General features: G+C 61.2%; 19 protein-coding genes. 14 read left to right on the top strand and 5 right to left on the bottom strand.

What is annotated here, in order from left to right; translation table 11 throughout:
* Positions 1–5 precede the first annotated feature (5 nt).
* The 6 genes from I6L39_RS06675 to mnmE all read left to right on the top strand — a co-directional run bounded on the left by I6L39_RS06675 (position 6) and on the right by mnmE (position 4,819).
* Positions 6–740 (top strand): amino acid ABC transporter ATP-binding protein, encoded by a 735-nt coding sequence (locus I6L39_RS06675; protein ID WP_042079068.1) that lies wholly within the window; start codon positions 6–8, stop codon positions 738–740.
* 271 nt (positions 741–1,011) lie between these two features.
* On the top strand, positions 1,012–1,146 hold the full coding sequence (rpmH, locus tag I6L39_RS06670) for a 50S ribosomal protein L34 (RefSeq protein ID WP_005307156.1): 135 nt from the start codon (positions 1,012–1,014) through the stop codon (positions 1,144–1,146).
* Entirely contained in the window at positions 1,146–1,505 is a 360-nt protein-coding gene (rnpA, locus tag I6L39_RS06665; RefSeq protein ID WP_010672281.1) for a ribonuclease P protein component, read from the top strand. Before rpmH ends, rnpA begins: the two co-directional genes overlap by 1 nt.
* A complete protein-coding gene (gene yidD, locus I6L39_RS06660) occupies positions 1,472–1,720 on the top strand; it encodes a membrane protein insertion efficiency factor YidD (RefSeq protein ID WP_084203073.1) in 249 nt (82 codons plus the stop codon). The genes rnpA and yidD overlap by 34 nt, the downstream gene beginning before the upstream one ends.
* A 5-nt stretch (positions 1,721–1,725) precedes the next feature.
* The gene (gene yidC, locus I6L39_RS06655) at positions 1,726–3,372 is read left to right on the top strand and encodes a membrane protein insertase YidC (protein WP_042079069.1); all 1,647 of its coding nucleotides are present in this window, start codon (positions 1,726–1,728) and stop codon (positions 3,370–3,372) included.
* A gap of 85 nt (positions 3,373–3,457) precedes the next feature.
* Positions 3,458–4,819 (top strand): tRNA uridine-5-carboxymethylaminomethyl(34) synthesis GTPase MnmE, encoded by a 1,362-nt coding sequence (gene mnmE / locus I6L39_RS06650; protein WP_216991376.1) that lies wholly within the window; start codon positions 3,458–3,460, stop codon positions 4,817–4,819.
* A 70-nt stretch (positions 4,820–4,889) separates the two neighbouring features.
* Here mnmE and fhuB read toward each other — a convergent pair whose 3' ends face one another.
* The 5 genes from fhuB to I6L39_RS06625 all read right to left on the bottom strand — a co-directional run bounded on the left by fhuB (position 4,890) and on the right by I6L39_RS06625 (position 12,445).
* Positions 4,890–6,869 (bottom strand): Fe(3+)-hydroxamate ABC transporter permease FhuB, encoded by a 1,980-nt coding sequence (fhuB, locus tag I6L39_RS06645; RefSeq protein ID WP_216991375.1) that lies wholly within the window; start codon positions 6,867–6,869, stop codon positions 4,890–4,892.
* Positions 6,866–7,816: an ABC transporter substrate-binding protein gene (locus tag I6L39_RS06640; RefSeq protein WP_216991374.1), complete on the bottom strand. Its 951-nt coding sequence runs from the start codon at positions 7,814–7,816 to the stop codon at positions 6,866–6,868. The genes fhuB and I6L39_RS06640 overlap by 4 nt, the downstream gene beginning before the upstream one ends.
* Before the next feature lie 13 nt (positions 7,817–7,829).
* Entirely contained in the window at positions 7,830–8,594 is a 765-nt protein-coding gene (locus I6L39_RS06635) for an ATP-binding cassette domain-containing protein (protein WP_216991373.1), read from the bottom strand.
* 22 nt (positions 8,595–8,616) lie between these two features.
* Positions 8,617–10,275, bottom strand: coding sequence for a multidrug ABC transporter permease/ATP-binding protein (locus I6L39_RS06630; protein WP_216991372.1), 1,659 nt, complete (start codon positions 10,273–10,275; stop codon positions 8,617–8,619).
* Between the two features lie 61 nt (positions 10,276–10,336).
* Entirely contained in the window at positions 10,337–12,445 is a 2,109-nt protein-coding gene (locus I6L39_RS06625) for a TonB-dependent siderophore receptor (protein ID WP_216991371.1), read from the bottom strand.
* 383 nt (positions 12,446–12,828) lie between these two features.
* Between I6L39_RS06625 and mioC the strand changes: the two genes are divergently transcribed.
* The 8 genes from mioC to atpE all read left to right on the top strand — a co-directional run bounded on the left by mioC (position 12,829) and on the right by atpE (position 19,750).
* On the top strand, positions 12,829–13,278 hold the full coding sequence (mioC, locus tag I6L39_RS06620) for an FMN-binding protein MioC (RefSeq protein ID WP_216991370.1): 450 nt from the start codon (positions 12,829–12,831) through the stop codon (positions 13,276–13,278).
* Between the two features lie 509 nt (positions 13,279–13,787).
* On the top strand, positions 13,788–15,677 hold the full coding sequence (gene mnmG, locus I6L39_RS06615; protein ID WP_216991369.1) for a tRNA uridine-5-carboxymethylaminomethyl(34) synthesis enzyme MnmG: 1,890 nt from the start codon (positions 13,788–13,790) through the stop codon (positions 15,675–15,677).
* A gap of 47 nt (positions 15,678–15,724) precedes the next feature.
* The gene (gene rsmG, locus I6L39_RS06610; protein WP_216991759.1) at positions 15,725–16,324 is read left to right on the top strand and encodes a 16S rRNA (guanine(527)-N(7))-methyltransferase RsmG; all 600 of its coding nucleotides are present in this window, start codon (positions 15,725–15,727) and stop codon (positions 16,322–16,324) included.
* 27 nt (positions 16,325–16,351) lie between these two features.
* Positions 16,352–17,155 carry a ParA family protein gene (locus I6L39_RS06605; RefSeq protein WP_209794776.1) on the top strand — a complete coding sequence of 268 codons (804 nt, stop codon included), beginning with the start codon at positions 16,352–16,354 and terminating at the stop codon, positions 17,153–17,155.
* The gene (locus I6L39_RS06600) at positions 17,152–18,060 is read left to right on the top strand and encodes a ParB/RepB/Spo0J family partition protein (protein ID WP_042079079.1); all 909 of its coding nucleotides are present in this window, start codon (positions 17,152–17,154) and stop codon (positions 18,058–18,060) included. The genes I6L39_RS06605 and I6L39_RS06600 overlap by 4 nt, the downstream gene beginning before the upstream one ends.
* A gap of 190 nt (positions 18,061–18,250) precedes the next feature.
* The gene (locus tag I6L39_RS06595; protein WP_042079080.1) at positions 18,251–18,661 is read left to right on the top strand and encodes an ATP synthase subunit I; all 411 of its coding nucleotides are present in this window, start codon (positions 18,251–18,253) and stop codon (positions 18,659–18,661) included.
* 8 nt (positions 18,662–18,669) lie between these two features.
* The gene (gene atpB / locus I6L39_RS06590) at positions 18,670–19,452 is read left to right on the top strand and encodes a F0F1 ATP synthase subunit A (RefSeq protein ID WP_010672266.1); all 783 of its coding nucleotides are present in this window, start codon (positions 18,670–18,672) and stop codon (positions 19,450–19,452) included.
* A gap of 58 nt (positions 19,453–19,510) precedes the next feature.
* Complete coding sequence (atpE, locus tag I6L39_RS06585) at positions 19,511–19,750, top strand: F0F1 ATP synthase subunit C (RefSeq protein ID WP_010672265.1); 240 nt, start codon at positions 19,511–19,513, stop codon at positions 19,748–19,750.
* Positions 19,751–19,799: the final 49 nt, after the last annotated feature.

The following is a 19,799-nucleotide window of genomic DNA, read 5'->3' as shown; positions in this document are numbered from 1 at the left end:
CTGTCATGATCAAGCTAACGGGTCTTTCCAAGGCCTATGACGGAAATCAGGTGCTCAACGGCATCGATCTTGAGGTGAAAAAGGGGGAAATCGTCGTCATCATCGGTCCCTCCGGCACCGGCAAGTCGACCCTGCTGCGCTGCCTGAACCTGCTGGAGACCCCGGACGCCGGCCGGCTCGCCATCGATGATCTGCAGCTGGATCTGGCCAGGGCCAGCGACCAGCAGGCCATCGAGCTGCGCAAGCGCGCCTCCTTCGTGTTCCAGAACTATGCCCTGTTCGCCAACAAGACGGCGCTGGACAATATCGCCGAGGGGCTCATCACCGTCTGGAAACAGCCGAAGGCGGAGGCCCGCGCCACCGCCCTCGGCATCCTCAAGGACATAGGCCTCGCCGAGAAGCAGGATGCCTACCCGGCCTCCCTCTCCGGCGGCCAGCAGCAGCGGGTCGGCATCGGCCGGGCCATGGCGGCCCACTCCAAGGTGATCCTGTTCGACGAGCCCACCTCGGCCCTGGATCCCGAATGGGTCGACGAGGTGCTGGGCCTGATGAAGCAGCTCGCCCGCCAGCACCAGACCATGGTGGTGGTGACCCACGAGATCGAGTTCGCCCGTGATGTCGCCGATCGGGTGATCTTCATGGAGGGGGGCCGGATCGTGGAGCAGGGCCCGCCGAGCCAGATATTGGTCGATCCGCAGGATCCCCGTACCCGGGAATTCCTGCGCAAAGTGCTGAAATAGCTCTCTCTTTGGCGGCTCTGCCGCCTTTTTTCTTGGCGGATCCTTGTTTAACCCAGGGTTGCCAGTATAATTCGGGGCCCTTGATCCTCCGGATCCTGCCAGCTTCTCCTGCTCTTGTTTGACGAGCAGGGCGAGACGGGAGGGAACGGCGGATTGACGAGAAGCCGAACTCTGTTTAGAATTCGGCCTCTTTTGCTAGTCGTCACACGCTATAGCTGGCGCGTCGGCTAAGTGTGACAATCAAAACTGTACAGAAATACGGAATCGAATCATGAAACGTACTTTTCAACCGTCCAACCTGAAGCGCAAGCGCTCTCACGGTTTCCGCGCCCGCATGGCTACCGCCAACGGTCGCAAAGTTCTGGCCGCTCGTCGTGCCAAGGGTCGTGCCCGCCTGGTAGTCTAATGCCTACCCAGCACACCTTCTCTCGGGAGTTACGTCTGTTAACTCCCGAACACTTCAAACGCGTTTTCGCCGAGCCTGTCCGGGCCGCTTCTCCGCAAATTACGCTTCTTGCTTGCCCCAATTCCCTCGAACACCCCCGTCTTGGTCTCGCCGTGCCTAAAAAGGCGCTCAAGCGTGCCGTCTGGCGCAACCGTGTAAAACGAGTGGTTCGGGAAAGTTTTCGCCTCAATCAAGCCAATCTGCCCGCTATCGACATCGTCGTGATCGCCAAGGGTGGCGTGAAGGAGATGGACAACGAAGCGCTGTTCAAGTTACTGGAAAAGCTATGGCGCACTCTGTCACGCCGTTGCAATGGGTAGCCATCAAACTGATACGCCTGTATCAGCTAATCCTTAGTCCCCTGCTCGGGCCGCGCTGCCGTTTCACCCCGACTTGTTCCCAATTTGCGATAGAAGCAATCCGACTTCACGGTTTCATAAAAGGCGTTTGGTTAGCCAGCAAACGTCTATTAAAATGCCATCCCTTATCCGAGGGTGGTTATGACCCGGTTCCGCAACCAAAGCGAAGAAACTGAAGACTATGGAATCACAACGCAATTTACTCCTGATCGGTTTGCTGTTCGTGAGCTTCTTGCTCTGGCAACAGTGGGAGTCCGACAAGGCTCCGAAGCCGGCCCCGACGACCGTGGCCCAAACCGAACATTTCGTACCTGAAGCCGGTCAGACCGGTGATATTCCCCAGGTTTCCGAGCAAGCAAATGGTAACGCCGCACGCAAGCTGATCACCGTCTCCTCCGACGTGCTCAAGTTGACCCTGGATACCCAGGGCGGTGACATCGTCTCTGCCGAACTGCTGGCCCACAAGCTGGAAGAAGGCAAGGAACAGCCGTTTACCCTGCTGACCAGCCAGCCGGCGCACCTCTATGTCGCCCAGAGCGGCCTGGTCGGTCGCAACGGCCCGGACAGTCAGGCCGAGGGCCGTCCCACCTATGATGTGGCCCAGACCAGCTATCAGCTGGCCGACGGTCAGGATCAGGTCGTGGTCCCCATGACCTGGACCGACAGCAAGGGCGTGGTCTTCACCAAGGAGTTCGTCCTCAAGCGCGGCGATTACGCCGTGGGTGTCGACTACAAGATCGACAACAAGTCTGCCGAGCCGGTCCAGGTGCAGTTCTACGGTCAGCTGAAGCAGACCATGACCACGCCGAAGGATCAGGAAGGCCATGCCATGGTGGCCAGCGCCTACCGTGGTGGTGCCTTCTCCAGCGACGACAACCGCTACAAGAAGTACACCTTCGACGAGATGAAGGATGCCGACCTGAACAAGACCACCAAGGGTGGCTGGGTCGCCATGCTGCAACACTACTTCGTCTCCGCCTGGGCGCCGAATGCCGAGGACACCAACAGCTTCTACAGCCGCGTGATCCCGGGCAAGGACCAGGCCATCATCGGCTACAAGGCGCCCCTGGTTGACGTCGCCGCCGGCCAGCAGGCCGAGGTGAGCGGCAAGCTGTGGATCGGTCCCAAGCTGCAGGATCAGATGGCCAAGGTGGCCAACCACCTCGACCTGACCGTCGACTACGGCTGGCTCTGGTTCATCGCCCAGCCGCTGCACTGGCTGCTGACCGTGTTCCACGGCTTCGTCCAGAACTGGGGTCTGGCCATCATCATGCTGACCCTGCTGGTGCGCGGCATCATGTTCCCGCTGACCAAGGCCCAGTACACCTCCATGGCCAAGATGCGCATGCTCCAGCCCAAGCTGGCGGCGCTCAAGGAACGCTTCGGTGACGATCGCCAGAAGATGTCCCAGGGCATGATGGAGCTGTACAAGAAGGAGAAGGTCAACCCGCTGGGTGGCTGTCTGCCCATCCTGGTACAGATGCCCATCTTCATCGCCCTCTACTGGGCATTGATGGAGTCTGTTGAGCTGCGTCACGCGCCGTTCGCCCTGTGGATCACCGACCTGTCGGTGAAGGACCCCTTCTTCGTGCTGCCGATCCTCATGGGTGCCTCCATGTGGTATCTGCAGAAGATGAGCCCGACCACCATCACGGACCCGATGCAGCAGAAGGTGATGCAGTTCATGCCGATCATCTTCACCTTCATGTTCCTCTGGTTCCCGGCCGGTCTGACCCTGTACTGGCTGGTGAGCAACGTCATCTCCATCATCCAGCAGACCATCATCTATCGTCAGCTGGAGAAGAAGGGCCTGCATTCCCGCAGCTAATCTTCCCTGATGACAAAAGAGGCGGCCTTCGGGCCGCCTTTTTTATTACAATGTCCGCAATCACCGAACAGACGAGTCAAGCAAGATGACAACAGACACCATAGTGGCACAGGCCACCGCCCCCGGCCGTGGCGGCGTCGGCATAGTCCGGGTCTCAGGCCCCGCCGCCGAGCGGGTCGCCGAAACCGTGCTCGGCAGGCTGCCCAGGGTGCGCTATGCCGAATACCTGCCATTCAGGGACGAGCAGGGCCAGCCGCTGGATCAGGGCATAGCCCTGCTGTTCAAGGCCCCCAACAGCTTCACCGGTGAAGACGTACTGGAGCTGCAGGGCCATGGCGGCCCCGTCATCCTCGACATGCTGGTGCGCCGCATCCTGCAGATCGAGGGCATCCGCCCCGCCCGCCCCGGCGAGTTCAGCGAGCGCGCCTTCCTCAACGACAAGCTGGATCTGGCCCAGGCCGAGGCCATCGCCGATCTCATCGAAGCCTCCAGCGAGCAGGCCGCCCGCAGCGCCATGCACTCCCTGCAGGGCCAGTTTTCCGACAAGGTGCAGCAGCTGGTGGAGAGCCTCACCCGGCTGCGCATCTACGTGGAAGCGGCCATCGACTTCCCGGACGAGGAGATCGATTTTCTCTCCGACGGCAAGGTGGCTGGCGATCTCTACGCCATCATGGACGAACTGGATGCCGTGCGCGGCGAGGCCAAGCAGGGCGCCCTGCTGCGGGAAGGGATGAAGGTGGTGATCGCCGGTCGCCCCAACGCCGGCAAATCGAGCCTGCTCAACGCCCTGGCCGGCCGCGAGTCCGCCATCGTCACCGAGATCGCCGGCACTACCCGCGACGTGCTGCGCGAGCACATCCATTTGGATGGCATGCCGCTGCACATCATCGACACCGCCGGCCTGCGCGATACCCAGGACAAGGTGGAGCAAATCGGCATCGAGCGTGCCTGGGCCGAAATAGAACAGGCCGATCGGGTGCTGTTCATGGTGGATGGCACCACCACGGATGCGGTCGACCCGCGGGAGATCTGGCCGGAATTTGTTGATCGGTTGCCAAAAAAGATCGGCCTCACCGTGGTGCGCAACAAAGCCGACCTGACCGGCGAAGATCTGGCTCCGAGTCAGGAGCAGGGCCACGCCGTCTACCGCATCTCCGCCAAGACCGAGCTGGGGCTGCCCGCACTGCGCGAGCACCTCAAGGCGTGCATGGGCTTCCAGGGCAACACCGAGGGGGGCTTCATGGCCCGCCGCCGCCACCTGGACGCGCTGGAGCGCGCCGCCGAGCGGCTGCTGGTGGCCAAGGACCAACTCGAGATCTATGTGGCCGGTGAGCTGGTGGCCGAGGAGCTGCGCCTGGCGCAGGAGTCCCTCTCCGAGATCACCGGTGAGTTCAGCTCGGATGACCTGCTGGGTCGCATCTTCTCCAGTTTCTGCATCGGCAAGTAAACCTGCACGGCAGGCAATGAAAAGCCCGGGATGATCCCGGGCTTTTTTTGTGCGCTTTTTATGCTAAACCCTACAGCCGGCGCAGGCACCACATGAAGTAAGCGCCCCCTAACAGGGTGGAGACCAGACCGACCGGAACCTCCTGGGGGAAGAGGATCTGCTGGCCGACCCAGTCCGACGACACCATCAAGAGGGCGCCACAGCCCGCCGCCCCGAGCAGATGCCAGCGCGCCCGCACCAGTCCCATCATCCTGGCCAGGTGCGGCGCCAGCAGGCCGGCGAAGGAGAGCGGCCCTATCACCATGGTGGCGCTGGCGGTGAGCACGGCCACCAGCAGCAGGATGACGAGCTGGGCGCGGCTGAGTCGAATGCCGAGCGCCGTCGCAACCGCCGGCCCCATGGGCATCAGATCCAGCCAGCGGCTCACCAGCAGACAGGCCGCCAGCATCAGCAGCGCCAGCACAGCCAGCGCCATGGCCACCGGCTGGGTGACATAATAGGTGGAGCCGGACATCCAGGAGAGCAGTTGCTGCACCCGCGGATCGCCGTTGGCCAGCGCTATGGCCTGTAGCGGCTCGAACAGCGCCGTGATGGCGATGCCGGAGAGCAGGATCCGCTCCGGCTGAAAACCGTGCTTGCGGTTGATCAGCACCAAGAGCAGCAGGCAGCCAAAGGCCCCCAGCACGCCTCCCAGCAGCATCATGGGCAGCGGCAGCGCAGGCAGCAATAATGCGGCGGCAATGACCCCCATAAAGGTGCCACCGCTCACCCCCAGCAGCTCGGGGCTCGCCATGGGATTGTTGCTGACTCGCTGCAGCAGGGTGCCCGCCAGCGCCAGCAGCACGCCGGCCGCCCCTGCCGCCAGGGTGCGCGGCAATCGCCACTCCAGCTGAGCTTCCCACCTGAGCCAGCTCGGCCAATCCCAGCCATGCATTCCCTGACCAAACAGCAGGGAGGCGATCACCGCCAAGACCAGCCCCGTCAACATCAGGCCGACAAGGCGTGCAGGCGCAGGGTGACGTGCCACCACCAGCCCGGCGGACGCCCTGGGAGTGGACTTGAGGGTGAGGCGCGGGATCAGCCAGAGCAGCAGCGGCGCCCCGAGCAGGGCCGTCATGGCACCGGTCGGGATCAACACGGGCCAGAAACGGGTCAGGGATTGCAGCAACAGATCGGTGGCAGCCAGCAACAGGGCGCCCAGCACGGGCGCCCACAACAGACGCAGGCCGAGCCGCCTCACTCCCAGCATGCGCACCATGACGGGGGCCGCCAGCCCGATGAAGCCGACGAGCCCCACCACGCTCACCACACAGGCGGTGATGAACACCGCGAGGCCGAGGCCGGCGAAGCGCAGATGCTTGAGGGAGACCCCCAGGCTGCGGGCGCTGGCATCGTCCAGCTCCAGCACTGCCAGGGGACGGGCCAGCAGCGCCGCCAGTACGCTGGCCACCAGCAGCCGTGGCAGCAGGTAGCCGACCCCGCTCCAGCTGTTCTGGGCCAGGGAGCCACTGCCCCACACCAGCAGACCCTTGAGCTCCTCCTGGAAGAACAGCAAGAGCCCCATGCTGATGGCCGCCAGATAGAGGTTGATCACCAGACCGGCGAAGACGATGACCACCGGATTGAGCTGGCGGCGCCAGGCCAGGGCGAACACCAGCCCCATGGCGAGGCTCCCCCCCGCCATGGCGATCCACTCGCGCCCGATCAGCAGCCAGGCGGGGGCAAACAGGGTCACCATCATCAATGCCAGCTGGGCACCTGAGGCCACCCCGAGCGTGGTGGGAGACGCGAGGGGGTTGCGCAGCACCTGCTGCAGCAGGGTACCGGCAAGGCCGAGGGCGGCACCGGCCAGCAGGCAGATGGCGAGGCGCGGCAGCCAGCTGAAGTGGATCACCGCCTGACGGGCATCCTCCAGTTGCGGCGAGAAGATGGCCTGCCACCAGGAGACATCCGGTAGCTGGTGGGCCAGTTCCCAGCCGGCCAGGGAGAAGGTCAGCAGCAGCAGGCAAAGGCCGGGGCGCAGCAGGGAGGCGGGAAGAAGCTGGTTCATCGGGTGGCCCCCTTGGCGGTCACCCGGGTTGCCGGATCGGAGGGTATCTCCCCTTTCAGGGCGCCACTCAACAGATCGGCGAAGCGACGGGCGGCGAGCAGGCCACCGAAGCTCCAGACGGCGGGCAGGTGCAATACCTTGCCCTGCTTCACCAGCGGCAGATGCTGCCACAGCCCCGGCTCCTGCAGCCGCTCGCTCACCCCCACCGGCACGGGATCGACCACCACCAGCCGGGTCTCAGGCAGGGCCAGGAACTGCTCCAGGCTGACCACGGAGAAGCCCCAGGCGTTGGTCTCCCCCTGCCAGGCGTTGCGCAGCCCCAGCCGTTGCATCACCGCCTTGAACAGGCTGTGGCGGCCAAACACCCGCACATGGCGCTCATCGATAAACTGCACCACCAGCAAGGGCGGCAGATCGGTCGGCAGTTGTCCCTTCATCCGTGCCAGCTCCCGATCCAGGGCCGCGATCTGGCGTTCGGCCTCGGCGGTTTTGTTCACCAGGGCGGCTATGGTCAGGGTCGCCTCGTGCAGTCGCTGCCACAGATCCGCATCCGGCTCGTAGAGGGCGATGGATTGCACCGGGGCGATGCGGGACAGGGTGGTCTCCAACGACTCCATCAGCGGCGAGATGAGGATGAGGTCGGGCTTGAGCTCCGCCAGCAGCTCGCGGTTGGGTTGCATCCTCAGGCCGATATCCACCACCTCCGCCGGCAGCGTCGGCTCCCCCACCCAGGCGCGATAAGACTCCACATCCCCCATGGCCAGCGGCGCCACGCCCAGGGCCAGCAGGGTCTCCGCCACAGTCCAGTCGACGGTGGCAATGCGGGGTACCGACTTCACAACCTCGGCTTGAGGGAGGTCTGCAGCGGCAGGCTGTGCTGGCTCGGCCTGCAACAGCAGGGGGGTCAGCAGGCAGCAGAACCAGCCCGTCTTCTTCAATAAACGCATCGAGGTAGCCCCGCTAGACGATGGCGATGGCATGGTCATGGGCCGGGTGGCGAATGACCTCCATCGGGATGCCGTAGATGGCGTGCAGGGTTTCGCCGGTCATGATGTCGTCTGGCACGCCGTGGGTCAGCAGGCGGCCGCTGTGCAGCGCCACCAGCCTGTCGCAGAAGCGGGAGGCCATGTTGATGTCATGGATGACGATGATGACCCCCAGGTTGAGCTGGCGACTCAACTGCTTGACGAGGGTGAGCACCTCCACCTGATGGGCCACGTCCAGGGCGGCCAGGGGCTCGTCCAGCAGGATGAAGCGACTCCCCTGGGCCAGCAGCATGGCGAGCCAGACCCTCCCCCGCTCGCCGCCGGAGAGGGTATCCACCAGCCGATCGGCGAAGGGCTCGGTGTGGGTCAGGGCGATGGCCTTCTCCACCTGGCGGTGATCGGCCTCCTGCATGCGGCCCAGCAGGCCGCGCCAGGGGTAGCGCCCCATCTCCACCAGCTCGCGGCCGAGCAGGTTCTCGGCGCTTGGCAGGTGCTGGGGCAGATAGGCCACCTGGCGGGCGAAGTCCCGGTTTCCCCAGTCGGACAGAGGCTTGTCGTCGAACAGTATCTCGCCGCCGCTCAGGGGCTGCTGGCGGGCCAGCAGCTTGAGCAGGGTCGACTTGCCGGAACCATTGTGGCCGATGAGGCCATGGACCTGGCCCTGTTCGAAGCGCAGATCCGTGGGGTGCAGCAACTGGCGGTCGTTGACCACGAAGCTGGCGGCTTTCATCTCAAACATAAGGTGTTCCTGTTGGCCGGATTCAGACCGGCACCTCTGCATTCAAATCGGTGTCCAGATGGGTGACGGCATCCCGGCTCACCTGCTCGCGCCGCTCGCCGGTCAGCTCGGTAAGCTGGCCCTGACGCATCTCCAGCAGACGATCCGCCAGAGAGAAGTAGAGATCGTCGTGGCTTATGGCGATCACCGTCTTGCCCATCTCCTTCAAGCGCGGCAACAGCACCTGATAGAAGATGCGGCGAAACTGGGGATCCTGATCCGCCGCCCACTCGTCGAACAGCATCACCTCGCGCTGCTCCGCCAGTGCCAGCAGCAGGGCGACCCGCTTGCGCTGCCCCTGGGAGAGGTCGATGTCAGTGATGAAGTCATCCTCGATGTGCAACTTGCTGCCCATCTGCAGCCGATCCAGCCACTCGGCGATCAGCGCCTCTTTGGGCTCCGGCCCCAGCAGGTGCTGGAACAGGTGGTAGTCGGTGAAGATGGCGGAGAAGATCGCCAGGTAGGCGTTGCGATCCGCGACGGGCTCCCCATCCAGCAGAATCCGGCCCGACACCGGCTGGTAGAGCCCGGTCAGCAGCATGGCCAGGGTCGACTTGCCGGAGCCGTTGCCCCCGATGAGGAAGATCTGCTCCCCCTTCTCGATGGTGAGATCGATGGGACCGACCGCGAAGCCGCCCTCCCCCGGATAGTGGAAACTCACCTGCTCCAGCTGGATGCGCCGCCAGGCGCGAGGCGCAGGCGGCAGCGGGAAGTCGGGAGCAGGCGGGGCAAGATTCAGGGCGGCAATCTTGTCGAACGCCACCTGGGCGGCGATCAGGGTCGGCAGGGCGCCGATGCCCTGCAGCAGCGGGGTGCGCAGGAACAGCAGGGTCAGGGCGAAGGTGGCGGCCACGTTGGTATTGGCCCATCCCAGGCCATTGGCCAGGAAGAAGACCAGGCCTATGGCCCCCAGCATCATGATGTTCGACCAGTTCACCGCGCTCAGGTGATAGGTATCGGCGCTGATGATGTGACGGCGGTAGTCCCGGGCGTTCTGCTCATAGAGCCTGTGGTAGACGAAGTGGGCCCGCTCGCGGTTGAGCGCCAGCTCCTTGCTGCCGGCGATGATGGACTGGTAGTTCTGGTAGAGCCTGTCCTCGGCCTGACGCATGCGGGACAGGTGGCGATAGACCCGGTTCACCAGCAACCAGCCCACCACCATGGTGAAGGTGACCCAGAGGGCGGTGACGGTGAGCAGGGCGGGCGACAGCATGCCGAGGTAGATGATGGAGCCCAGGGTCAGCACCAGCCCCTGCACCAGCTCCGGCAGGCGCACGAAGGCGATGGTGATCTGGCCGATGTCGCTGGAGAGGGAGGCCAGCAGCGGCCCCTGCCCTATCTGGCGAATGCGGGCGACGTCGGTGTCCAGCAGTTGCTTGAGCAGGCGGCCGCGCAACCCGTAGACGAAATGATGACCGAGTGTGGTCAGGGCTAGCTGGGATCCGAGCGTAATCACCAGCAACAGCAGGATAAGGCCGAGCAGTTGGCCCAGGATCGGCAGCGGATCGCCAGAAGATTCGATAAGAGATTGATTGATAAAGGCAATAACGCCTATCCCGCTCACCGCGCTGAGCAGGCTGAGCAGGCTGATGGCGATGAAGGGCCAACGGTATTGGCGGTAAACCAGTGACAAGAGTTCCATGACAGGCCTGTGTACAAAAAGAAGGAGGGCGGGAGCTTGAGGCTCCCGCCCGGCCTGGATCTTACCAGCGGTAGTTGACGGAGCCGACTATGCTGCGCGGCTCACCGTAGTAGCAGTAGTAGTCACAGCTCGCCACATAGGTGTCGTTCAGCAGGTTGTTGACGTTGACCTGGGCACGCCAGTTCTTGGCGAAGTCATACCCGATCATCGCATCCCACACCGTCTGGGCCGGCACCTGGGCCGAACCATAGATGGGGGTGTAGTCCGCATTCACGGCACCTATGCCGACACTGGATCCGATGTAACGCACCCCGGAACCCACTTCCAGTCCGGAGACCGGACCCTGTTGCACCTTGTAATTGCCCCAGAAGGAGGCCTGGTGACGCGGGATCAGGCTGGCGCGACGATCACCGTTGCCGGTGTCGTTGGTCTTGGCATCGGTGTAGGTATAAGCAGCGGTCAGGCGCAGCGCCTCGGTGGCCTGTACGCTCCCTTCCAGCTCGACGCCCTGGGAGGTCACTTCGCCGGCCTGGGTCTGCTGGCCGGATCCTGTAGAGACGAGCGAGTTGGTCTGCTCCAGATCGAACAGCGCCAGGTTGATGTAACCGTCGAGGAAGCTGGGGGCGTACTTGATGCCGGTCTCATACAGCTTGCCTTCCAGCGGCTTGTAGGAGTTCTTGGTGTTCGGATCTATGCCCGGCAACACTTCGAACGACTCCGCATAGGCAAAGTAGGGGGAGAGGCCGTTGTCGGCCAGATACATCAGGCTGCCGGAGAGCGAGAGGTTGTCGTCATACTGCTTCTCGTTCTTGCTGGTGGCTTCGCTGATGTTGTGGGTCTCCACATAGTCGAAGCGACCACCTGCGGTCAGCAACCAGCGATCGTCCCAGCGGATCTGATGCTGGGCGTAGAGACCGCTCTGGCCCTTGGTGTTCTTCTGATAGGTGGCGGTGGACTCATCGAAGCCGGGGAAGCCGCTGTAATCCGGGTTCATGGTGTCGATGGACCCCATACCGTAGTTGTCGGCCTCGACCCCTTCGTTCACGTGGCGCTGCAGATCGATCCCCATCAACAGGGTCTGCTCGGTGCGATCCGTGTTCCAGTAGCCCACCAGCTGGTTGTCCATGGTGGCGCTCTTGGTGTCGCCGTCACGGTAGACCAGGCCACGGTAGGCGGTGGTGCCTTCGTAAGTCGGGAAGATATAGGTCTGGCGCAGCAGCAGATCGTTGTAGTTGAAGCGGACGTTCTGTTTGAACTCCCAGGTCTGGTTGAACTGGTGGGCCAGCTCGTAACCGGTGGAGATCTGGGTGTTGCGGTTGCGATCGTAATCCGGCTGACTCAGGTTGGTGGCGGGATCGATCTGGCCGCCCGAGGTGTTCAGGGTGCCATAGACGGGGAAGAAACCGTTGGTGGGCACCCCTTCGTCGTGCAGGAAGCTGGCCAGCAGGGTGAGGCTGGTGCGATCCGAGATGTCCAGGGTGACGCTTGGCGCCAGATAGGCGCGCTCGTTGTAGGTGCCATCCAGCACGCCGTCGCGCTCCTTATAGAGCGCAACCATGCGGTAGCGGCTGTCATCGGTCAGATCGTCGGAGAAGTCGACCCCGACCTGGCGTAGATCCCGGTTGCCCAGTTGCAGATTGACCAGGCCTTGCGGGGTCGCGGTGGGACGCTTGCTGATGGCGTTGATCACACCGCCGGGAGGCGCCTCGCCGTAGAGGATGGAGGCCGGGCCCTTGAGCAGCTCCACGCTTTCCAGACCAAATGGCTCCGGTGTCCAGACATAGTAGCCGGTGCCGAACAGCCGGTTGCCATCGAGGTATTGGGCGGCATCGAAGCCACGCACCTTGAACCAGTCGGTATTGTTGTCCGAGCCATAGAAACCGGTGAGCACGCCGGAGCGGTAGCGCACGGACTCGTCGAGCTGCTGCACGGCGTGCTGATCCAGCTCTTCACGGTTGACCACGGAGACGGCGCGAGGAGTCTCGGCCATGGGCACCTCGACCTTCATGGCGGTGCCGGTGACCACCATGGTTTCAGCCGCCTTGGGCAGCTCTTTGTCCGCCGGTTCGGCGGCCAGCACCGGCAGGCTCGCCAGCAGGCAGGAGAGCGGCAACAGCTGGGCCCCCTTCTTTCGCATCACTGCATTCTGGGTATTTCTTTGCGCAATCATATAAGTGTCTCAAATATCAATGAGTTATAATTTGGTTTCTTATTATGGGTGCCCAATGCGGCCGGTTTGCCCGACTCCTTAGGCGAATAAAGCGGCACAATGCTACTACAGGAGCCATGATCGAATCGATTCAATAATTGCTAATCATTTGCATCTCTATTGTTACCTGCTGTATCAACGGACGACTTTTCCGGCAGAAAGACTCATTCAGGATGGGTGGTCAAAAGAAGGGAACACAGGGGAAGATAAAAAAGATGGTGAGGGCGGCCTCTGCCATAAAAATAGTGAAGGATCCTTATCCCCAAGCTTTATCCATATTTATCCACATGCTTTGGCGGTAAGATCCCTGCTCTTCACTCTTTCGATGACATCAGGATCATTCCATGGCCAAACTCAACCTCGTCGTCGGCTCCATGCTGGGGGCCTCCGAATATGTCGCAGATCATGTGGCCAGCCTGCTGGAACAGGCGGGCCACCAAGCCGAGATCCACAACCCGGCCAGGCTGGCCGAGATCCTGGCCGAGCCCGAGGCCATACTGCTGGTGATCACCTCCACTCACGGTGCCGGCGACGTGCCCGACAATCTGCAACCCTTCGCCAAGGATCTTGCGGACCAGCGCCCGGATCTCAGCGCCTTGAAATATGGGGTGATCGCCCTGGGGGATCGCAGCTATGACACCTTCTGCCAGGGTGGCAAGACGCTGGATCGGCTGCTGGCCGAGTGCGGAGCAAGCCGGATCGGGGATCGTCTGGAGATAGACGTGACCCAGCACGAGATCCCGGAAGACGCCGCCGAAGCCTGGATCCACGACTGGATGGCCTCGATCGCCTGATCAGGGGGCGGGAGATCCGGTCTCACTCCCCCGATCTCCCCCTTTATCCCCAGATCCCTATCCACCAGGTTATTAACAGGGGGATCCGGAGAAGTTGTTCCGGCTCGTCACCCACAGCACTCCGGATAAATGTGCATAACTACGGTGCAAAGCTCTGCAAAACCTATAGTTATTCATGTATTAGATCCCATGTGACGTGCTCCTGTGTATAAAAACCAGGGTTATCCCCCCGTTCGCCCTTCCAGGATCCAAGCTTTTCCACAAGCAGCGATCGTCTTTAAGCGAATGATCTTTATGATCAAAAATGGCTTATCAACAGAAGTGTCGGATCCTAATAAGAGATCCAATAAAAGATCGATCTAAAGATCCTTAAGATCTATTTAGCGGATCCCTGATCCATACTGATCCTGAAGTAGACGTTCCCCTCCGGATGCTAAACAGATAGAATGATCCGCCCTTCAGACCAGGCAAACAACGATCTTCAGGCGTGCAGATCAAGGTGATCCCCAATGCAATACCATGAACAATTTGATGTGATCGTCGTCGGTGGCGGTCACGCAGGCACAGAAGCAGCGACAGCAGCTGCCCGTATGGGCCTCAACACCCTGTTGCTGACCCACAACATAGACACGCTGGGGCATATGTCCTGCAATCCGGCGATTGGCGGGATCGGCAAGGGACACCTGGTCAAGGAAGTGGATGCCCTCGGTGGAGTCATGGCCCAGGCCATCGATCTCGGCGGGATCCAGTTCCGCACGCTCAACTCTTCCAAGGGGCCTGCCGTACGGGCTACCCGTGCCCAGGCGGATCGCCTGCTCTACAAGGCGGTGGTGCGCCAGACGCTGGAGAACTACCCGAACCTGAAGATCTTCCAGCAGGCCTGCGACGATCTCATCATGGACGGGGATCGGGTGGCCGGTGTCGTTACCCAGAGCGGGATCCGCATCGGTGGCAAGACGGTCGTACTGACCGTCGGCACCTTCCTGAACGGCCTGATCCACATCGGGATGGAAAACTACAAGGGCGGTCGCGCCGGGGATCCTCCCTCGATCGCCTTGGCCCAGCGCCTGCGTGAAATGCCGCTGCGCATCGATCGTCTCAAGACGGGCACGCCGCCGCGCATCGATGCCCGCACCGTCGATTTCTCCGTGATGCAGGAGCAGCATGGCGACGATCCTCGCCCTGTTTTCTCCTTCATCGGCAACGCCAGCCAGCATCCGCGCCAGGTGCCCTGCTACGTGACCCATACCAACGAGCAGACCCACGAGGTGATCCGCAACAACCTGGATCGCAGCCCCATGTACGCCGGGGTGATCGAAGGCATTGGCCCGCGCTACTGCCCGTCGATCGAGGACAAGATCACCCGCTTCGCCGACAAGACGGCGCACCAGATCTTCGTCGAGCCGGAAGGCCTCACCACCCACGAGCTCTACCCGAACGGGATCTCCACCAGCCTGCCGTTCGACGTGCAGGTGCAGATCGTCCGCTCGATCCGCGGCTTCGAGAACGCCCACATCACCCGCCCGGGCTACGCGATCGAATACGACTTCTTCGATCCGCGGGATCTCAAGGCCAACATGGAGAGCAAGTGCATCGAGAACCTGTTCTTCGCCGGCCAGATCAACGGCACCACAGGCTATGAAGAGGCCGCCGCCCAGGGGCTGATGGCCGGTCTGAACGCCGGTCTGCGCGCCCAGGGCAAGGAAGCCTGGCACCCGCGCCGGGATCAGGCCTACATGGGCGTGATGATGGACGACCTCTCCACCCTGGGGACCCGCGAACCCTATCGCATGTTCACCAGCCGTGCCGAATATCGCCTGCTGCTGCGGGAAGATAACGCCGATCTGCGCCTGACTGCCATCGGTCGCGAGCTGGGTCTGGTGGACGATCATCGCTGGAGCCTGTTCAACGCCAAGGTGGAACAGGTGGAGCAGGAGCGCCAGCGCATGCGCTCGACCTGGATCCACCCGCAACATCCATCTCTGGAGGCCGTCAATGCCTTGGTCAACACCCCGCTGACCCGGGAGCAGAGCCTGGAAGAGCTGCTGCGTCGCCCCGAAGTGACCTACGATGCCTTGATGGCCATCGAGGGTGTGGGCCCTGCCCTGGCAGACGCCGCCGCCGCCGACCAAGTGGAGATCCAGATCAAGTATGCCGGTTACATCGAGCGTCAGCACGACGAGGTGGAGAAGCAGCTGCGCAACGAGAACACCCTGCTGCCGCTGGACATGAACTACCGCGACGTGAATGGTCTCTCCAACGAGGTGATCGCCAAGCTGAACGATGCCAAGCCAGAGACCATAGGTCAGGCTTCCCGCATCTCCGGCATTACCCCGGCCGCCATCTCCATCCTGCTGGTACACCTGAAGAAACACGGCCTGCTGCGTAAAACCGCCTGAGGAATTCCCCGTTGGAAAACAAGCTGGAAAGATTGAACGGCCTGCTCATGCAGGCCGGCATTGTTATCACCGATACCCAGAAGACCCAGTTGGTGCAGTTGGTCGAGTTGCTGCACAAGTGGAACAAGGCTTACAATCTCACCTCGGTGCGAGATCCGGACGCCATGCTGGTCAAGCATATCCTCGACAGCCTGGTGGTGAGCCCTCACCTGCAGGGTAAGCGTTTCATCGATGTGGGGACCGGCCCGGGCCTGCCCGGCCTGCCGCTGGCCATCATCAATCCGGACAAAGAGTTTGTGCTGCTCGACAGCCTGGGCAAGCGGATCAACTTCATCCGCCAGGTGATCCTGGAGCTGGGGTTGACCAATGTGACCCCTGTCAAATCCCGGGTGGAGGAGTATCAACCCGAGACGGGATTTGATGGTGTACTGAGCCGGGCCTTCGCCTCCCTGGAGGACATGCTGAGCTGGTGCCATCATCTGCCGTCACCCGAGGGCAGCTTCCTGGCGCTCAAGGGACAGTACCCCGAGCAGGAACTGGCACAGTTGCCTGCCAGCATTCGTCTGGTCGCCACCCACAAGCTGGTGGTGCCGGAACTGGAAGGCGAGCGCCATCTGCTGGAGTTTAAAGCCATCCAGCCCGAATAGGGCCGCCGCATTCATTTAGGGGACAGTGTGGGAAAAGTCATTGCCATAGCCAACCAGAAGGGTGGAGTGGGTAAAACCACCACCTGTGTGAATCTGGCCGCCTCCATGGCCGCCACCCGGCGCAAGGTGCTGGTGATCGATCTGGATCCGCAGGGCAATGCCACCATGGGCAGCGGTGTCGACAAGTACGATGTCGAACGCACCGCCTATGAACTGCTGATCGAAGATGCCCCCATCGGCGAGGTGATCATCCCCGAGACCTCGGGAGGCTATCACCTGATCGCCGCCAATGCCGACGTGACCGCGGCAGAAATCCGCCTGATGGAGTTCTTTGCCCGCGAGATCCGCCTGCGCAACGCCCTGGCCTCGGTCCGGGACAAGTACGACTACGTCTTCATCGACTGCCCGCCCTCTCTCAACATGCTGACCGTCAACGCCATGGCCGCCGCCGACTCCGTGCTGGTACCCATGCAGTGCGAATACTATGCGCTGGAAGGGCTCACCGCCCTGGTGGACACCATCAGCAAGCTGGCAGCCGTGGTCAATCCGGAGCTGAAGATCGAGGGGGTGCTGCGCACCATGTTCGATCACCGCAACCGGCTGGCCAATGATGTGTCCGATCAGCTGAAACAGCATTTCGGGGACAAGGTCTACCGCACCATCATCCCCCGCAACGTAAGACTGGCGGAGGCGCCGAGCTTTGGCGCTCCGGCCATGCACTATGACAAATCATCGGTGGGAGCCAAGGCCTATCTGGCCCTGGCTGGCGAGATCCTGCGTCGCCAGGAGCAGGAATTCCAGCCGATCACCGCAGATCGAGAGAGCCTATGACGCCGAAGAAACGTGGGTTGGGCAAGGGGCTGGACGCCCTGCTCAGCACCAGCACGGCCGCCCGCCAGAAACAGGTGATGAGCGACCAGCGTACCGAACAAGCCATGGCCCCCGCCAATCAGGGCGAGCTGCGCAAGCTGCCGGTGGAGTGGCTGCAGTCCGGCAAGTACCAGCCCCGCAAGGACATGTCACAGGATGCGCTGGAGGATCTGGCCAACTCCATCCGTGCGCAAGGTGTGATTCAGCCCATAGTGGTACGCTCCATCGGCGAGAATCGATTCGAGATCATCGCCGGTGAACGGCGCTGGCGTGCCTCCCAGCTGGCCCGGCTCGAGGTGGTACCCTGCCTGGTCAAGGAGGTGCCTGACGAGGCGGCTGTCGCCATCGCGCTGATCGAGAACATCCAGCGCGAGGATCTCAACGCCATCGAGGAGGCGGTCGCCCTGCAGCGCCTGCTGACCGAGTTCGAACTGACCCATCAGCAGGTGGCCGATGCGGTGGGCAAGTCCCGCACCACGGTGACCAACCTGTTGCGCCTCAACCAGCTCAACGAGGACGTGAAGCGCTTCGTGGAGCATGGCGATCTCGACATGGGCCATGCCCGTGCCCTGCTGGCCCTGAGCGGCCCGGCCCAGTCCGAGCTGGCCAAACTGGTGTCCCAGAAGGGGCTGACAGTGCGAGATACCGAGAAGCTGGTGCAAAAAGCGCTGGAACCGGCAAAAACCAGGGTCGAGCCTGTCCGCGATCCCCAGTTTGGTTATCTCGAGCGCCAGATTTCAGAAAAAATTGGCAATCAGGTGCAACTTCAGCCGGGCAAAAAAGATAGCGGCAAGTTAGTAATTAGTTACGATAACTTAGCGGATTTGGACCGGGTATTGGGCTATTTTGGCCTGTCAGAATCGTGATTTTTACGCTTTTTGTAGTAATAAAACATCCATTCCTTTCGTTATGAACATAACCTTAATTTCGCGCGGAAAGCCGCAAAAATTAAGGATTTTTGCCATGTTGCAATAGCCGTCTCCACGGGTATAATTTGACCGGCTTTTCGAGCTGTGAACCTGGGGTCTTCGGATCCCGATTTTTTACAGTTCTGTAATGTTCAGGGGTAGGTTGGTGAAGCAGAAAATAGCCTTGGAAGGTTTGACGCTGGCCTTGGCTATGCTCGTTTGTCAGCTCATCCTGATCCTGGCAATCGGCTCCGTCTGGTTTTATCAGAAGGGGGTCTTTGCCGGACAATCCTCTCTCTACGGAGGGGGGATGTACTGGGTTCCTCAGGCCCTGTTCACGCTCTGGGTTCTGCGCCGCAAGGTGACGAAAGAGAGCGTGGGCCTGGTCTTGCGGGACTTTTATGGTGGGGCAGGGATTAAGCTCATTACTACAACAGGACTTTTCGCCCTGATGTTTGGCGCCGGGATCGAGGTCGACACCGTCTCGTTCTTCGCCACTTATATCCTCGCCCTCGTTGTACAGTGGATAGTTTCATTCACGCTTAACAACCACTATTAGGAAAACTCATGTCTGCAACCGGAGAAGTCCTGACTCCTCAGGGATATATCTCCCACCACCTGACCCATTTGCAAGTAGGGTCCGGGTTCTGGACGGTGAATATCGATTCCATGATATTTTCCGTCGTGCTAGGCGCCCTGTTTATCTGGTTGTTCCGCAAGGTTGCCGTCAAGGCCACCAGCGGTGTGCCCGGTAAGCTTCAGTGCTTTGTGGAGATGCTGGTCGAGTTTGTGAATGGTAACGTCAAAGACATCTTTCATGGTCGCAACAAGGTCATCGCGCCTTTGGCTCTGACGGTGTTCGTGTGGATCTTCCTGATGAACTTCATGGACCTGATCCCCGTTGACTTTATCCCTCACGCTGCACAGTTGATGGGTGTTCCCTATCTGCGTGTGGTTCCCTCTGCTGACGTTAACATCACCATGTCCATGGCTTTGGGCGTGTTCTTCTTGATCCTGTACTACAGCATCAAGGTCAAGGGTATCAGCGGGTTCGTGAAGGAGCTGACGCTTCAGCCTTTCAACCACCCTGCTGCCATCCCGGTTAACTTCATCCTTGAAACCGTCACGTTGATTTCCAAGCCTGTTTCATTGGGTCTGCGACTGTTCGGCAACATGTATGCTGGCGAACTGATCTTCATCCTGATTGCGGGTTTGTTACCCTGGTGGTCACAGTGGATCCTGTCCGTGCCTTGGGCAATCTTCCACATCCTGATCATCACTTTGCAGGCGTTTATCTTCATGGTTCTGACCATCGTCTATCTGTCGATGGCGCAGGAAGACCATGGTTGATGCAACTCAAATAATCCTTTTTATACAATCAATTACATCTAAATAAATGGAGATCCTCATGGAAAACTTGAACATGGACCTGCTGTACATCGCTGCTGCAATGATGATGGGTCTGGCGGCTATCGGCGCCTCCATCGGTATCGGTATCCTGGGTGGCAAGTTCCTGGAAGGTGCGGCTCGCCAACCTGACCTGATCCCTGTTCTGCGTACCCAGTTCTTCATCGTGATGGGTCTGGTGGATGCGATCCCGATGATCGCCGTTGGTCTGGGTCTGTACGTGATGTTTGCGGTTGCCTAAGTCGTCTCGACTCACGCAGAACCCATTAACTAACTAAAGAGGACATCGG

Source organism: Aeromonas sp. FDAARGOS 1409, assembly GCF_019048705.1.
Lineage (GTDB): Bacteria > Pseudomonadota > Gammaproteobacteria > Enterobacterales > Aeromonadaceae > Aeromonas > Aeromonas sanarellii.
The sequence above is the reverse complement of the archived record's forward strand: the minus strand, read 5'-3'. Positions and strand labels throughout refer to the sequence as shown.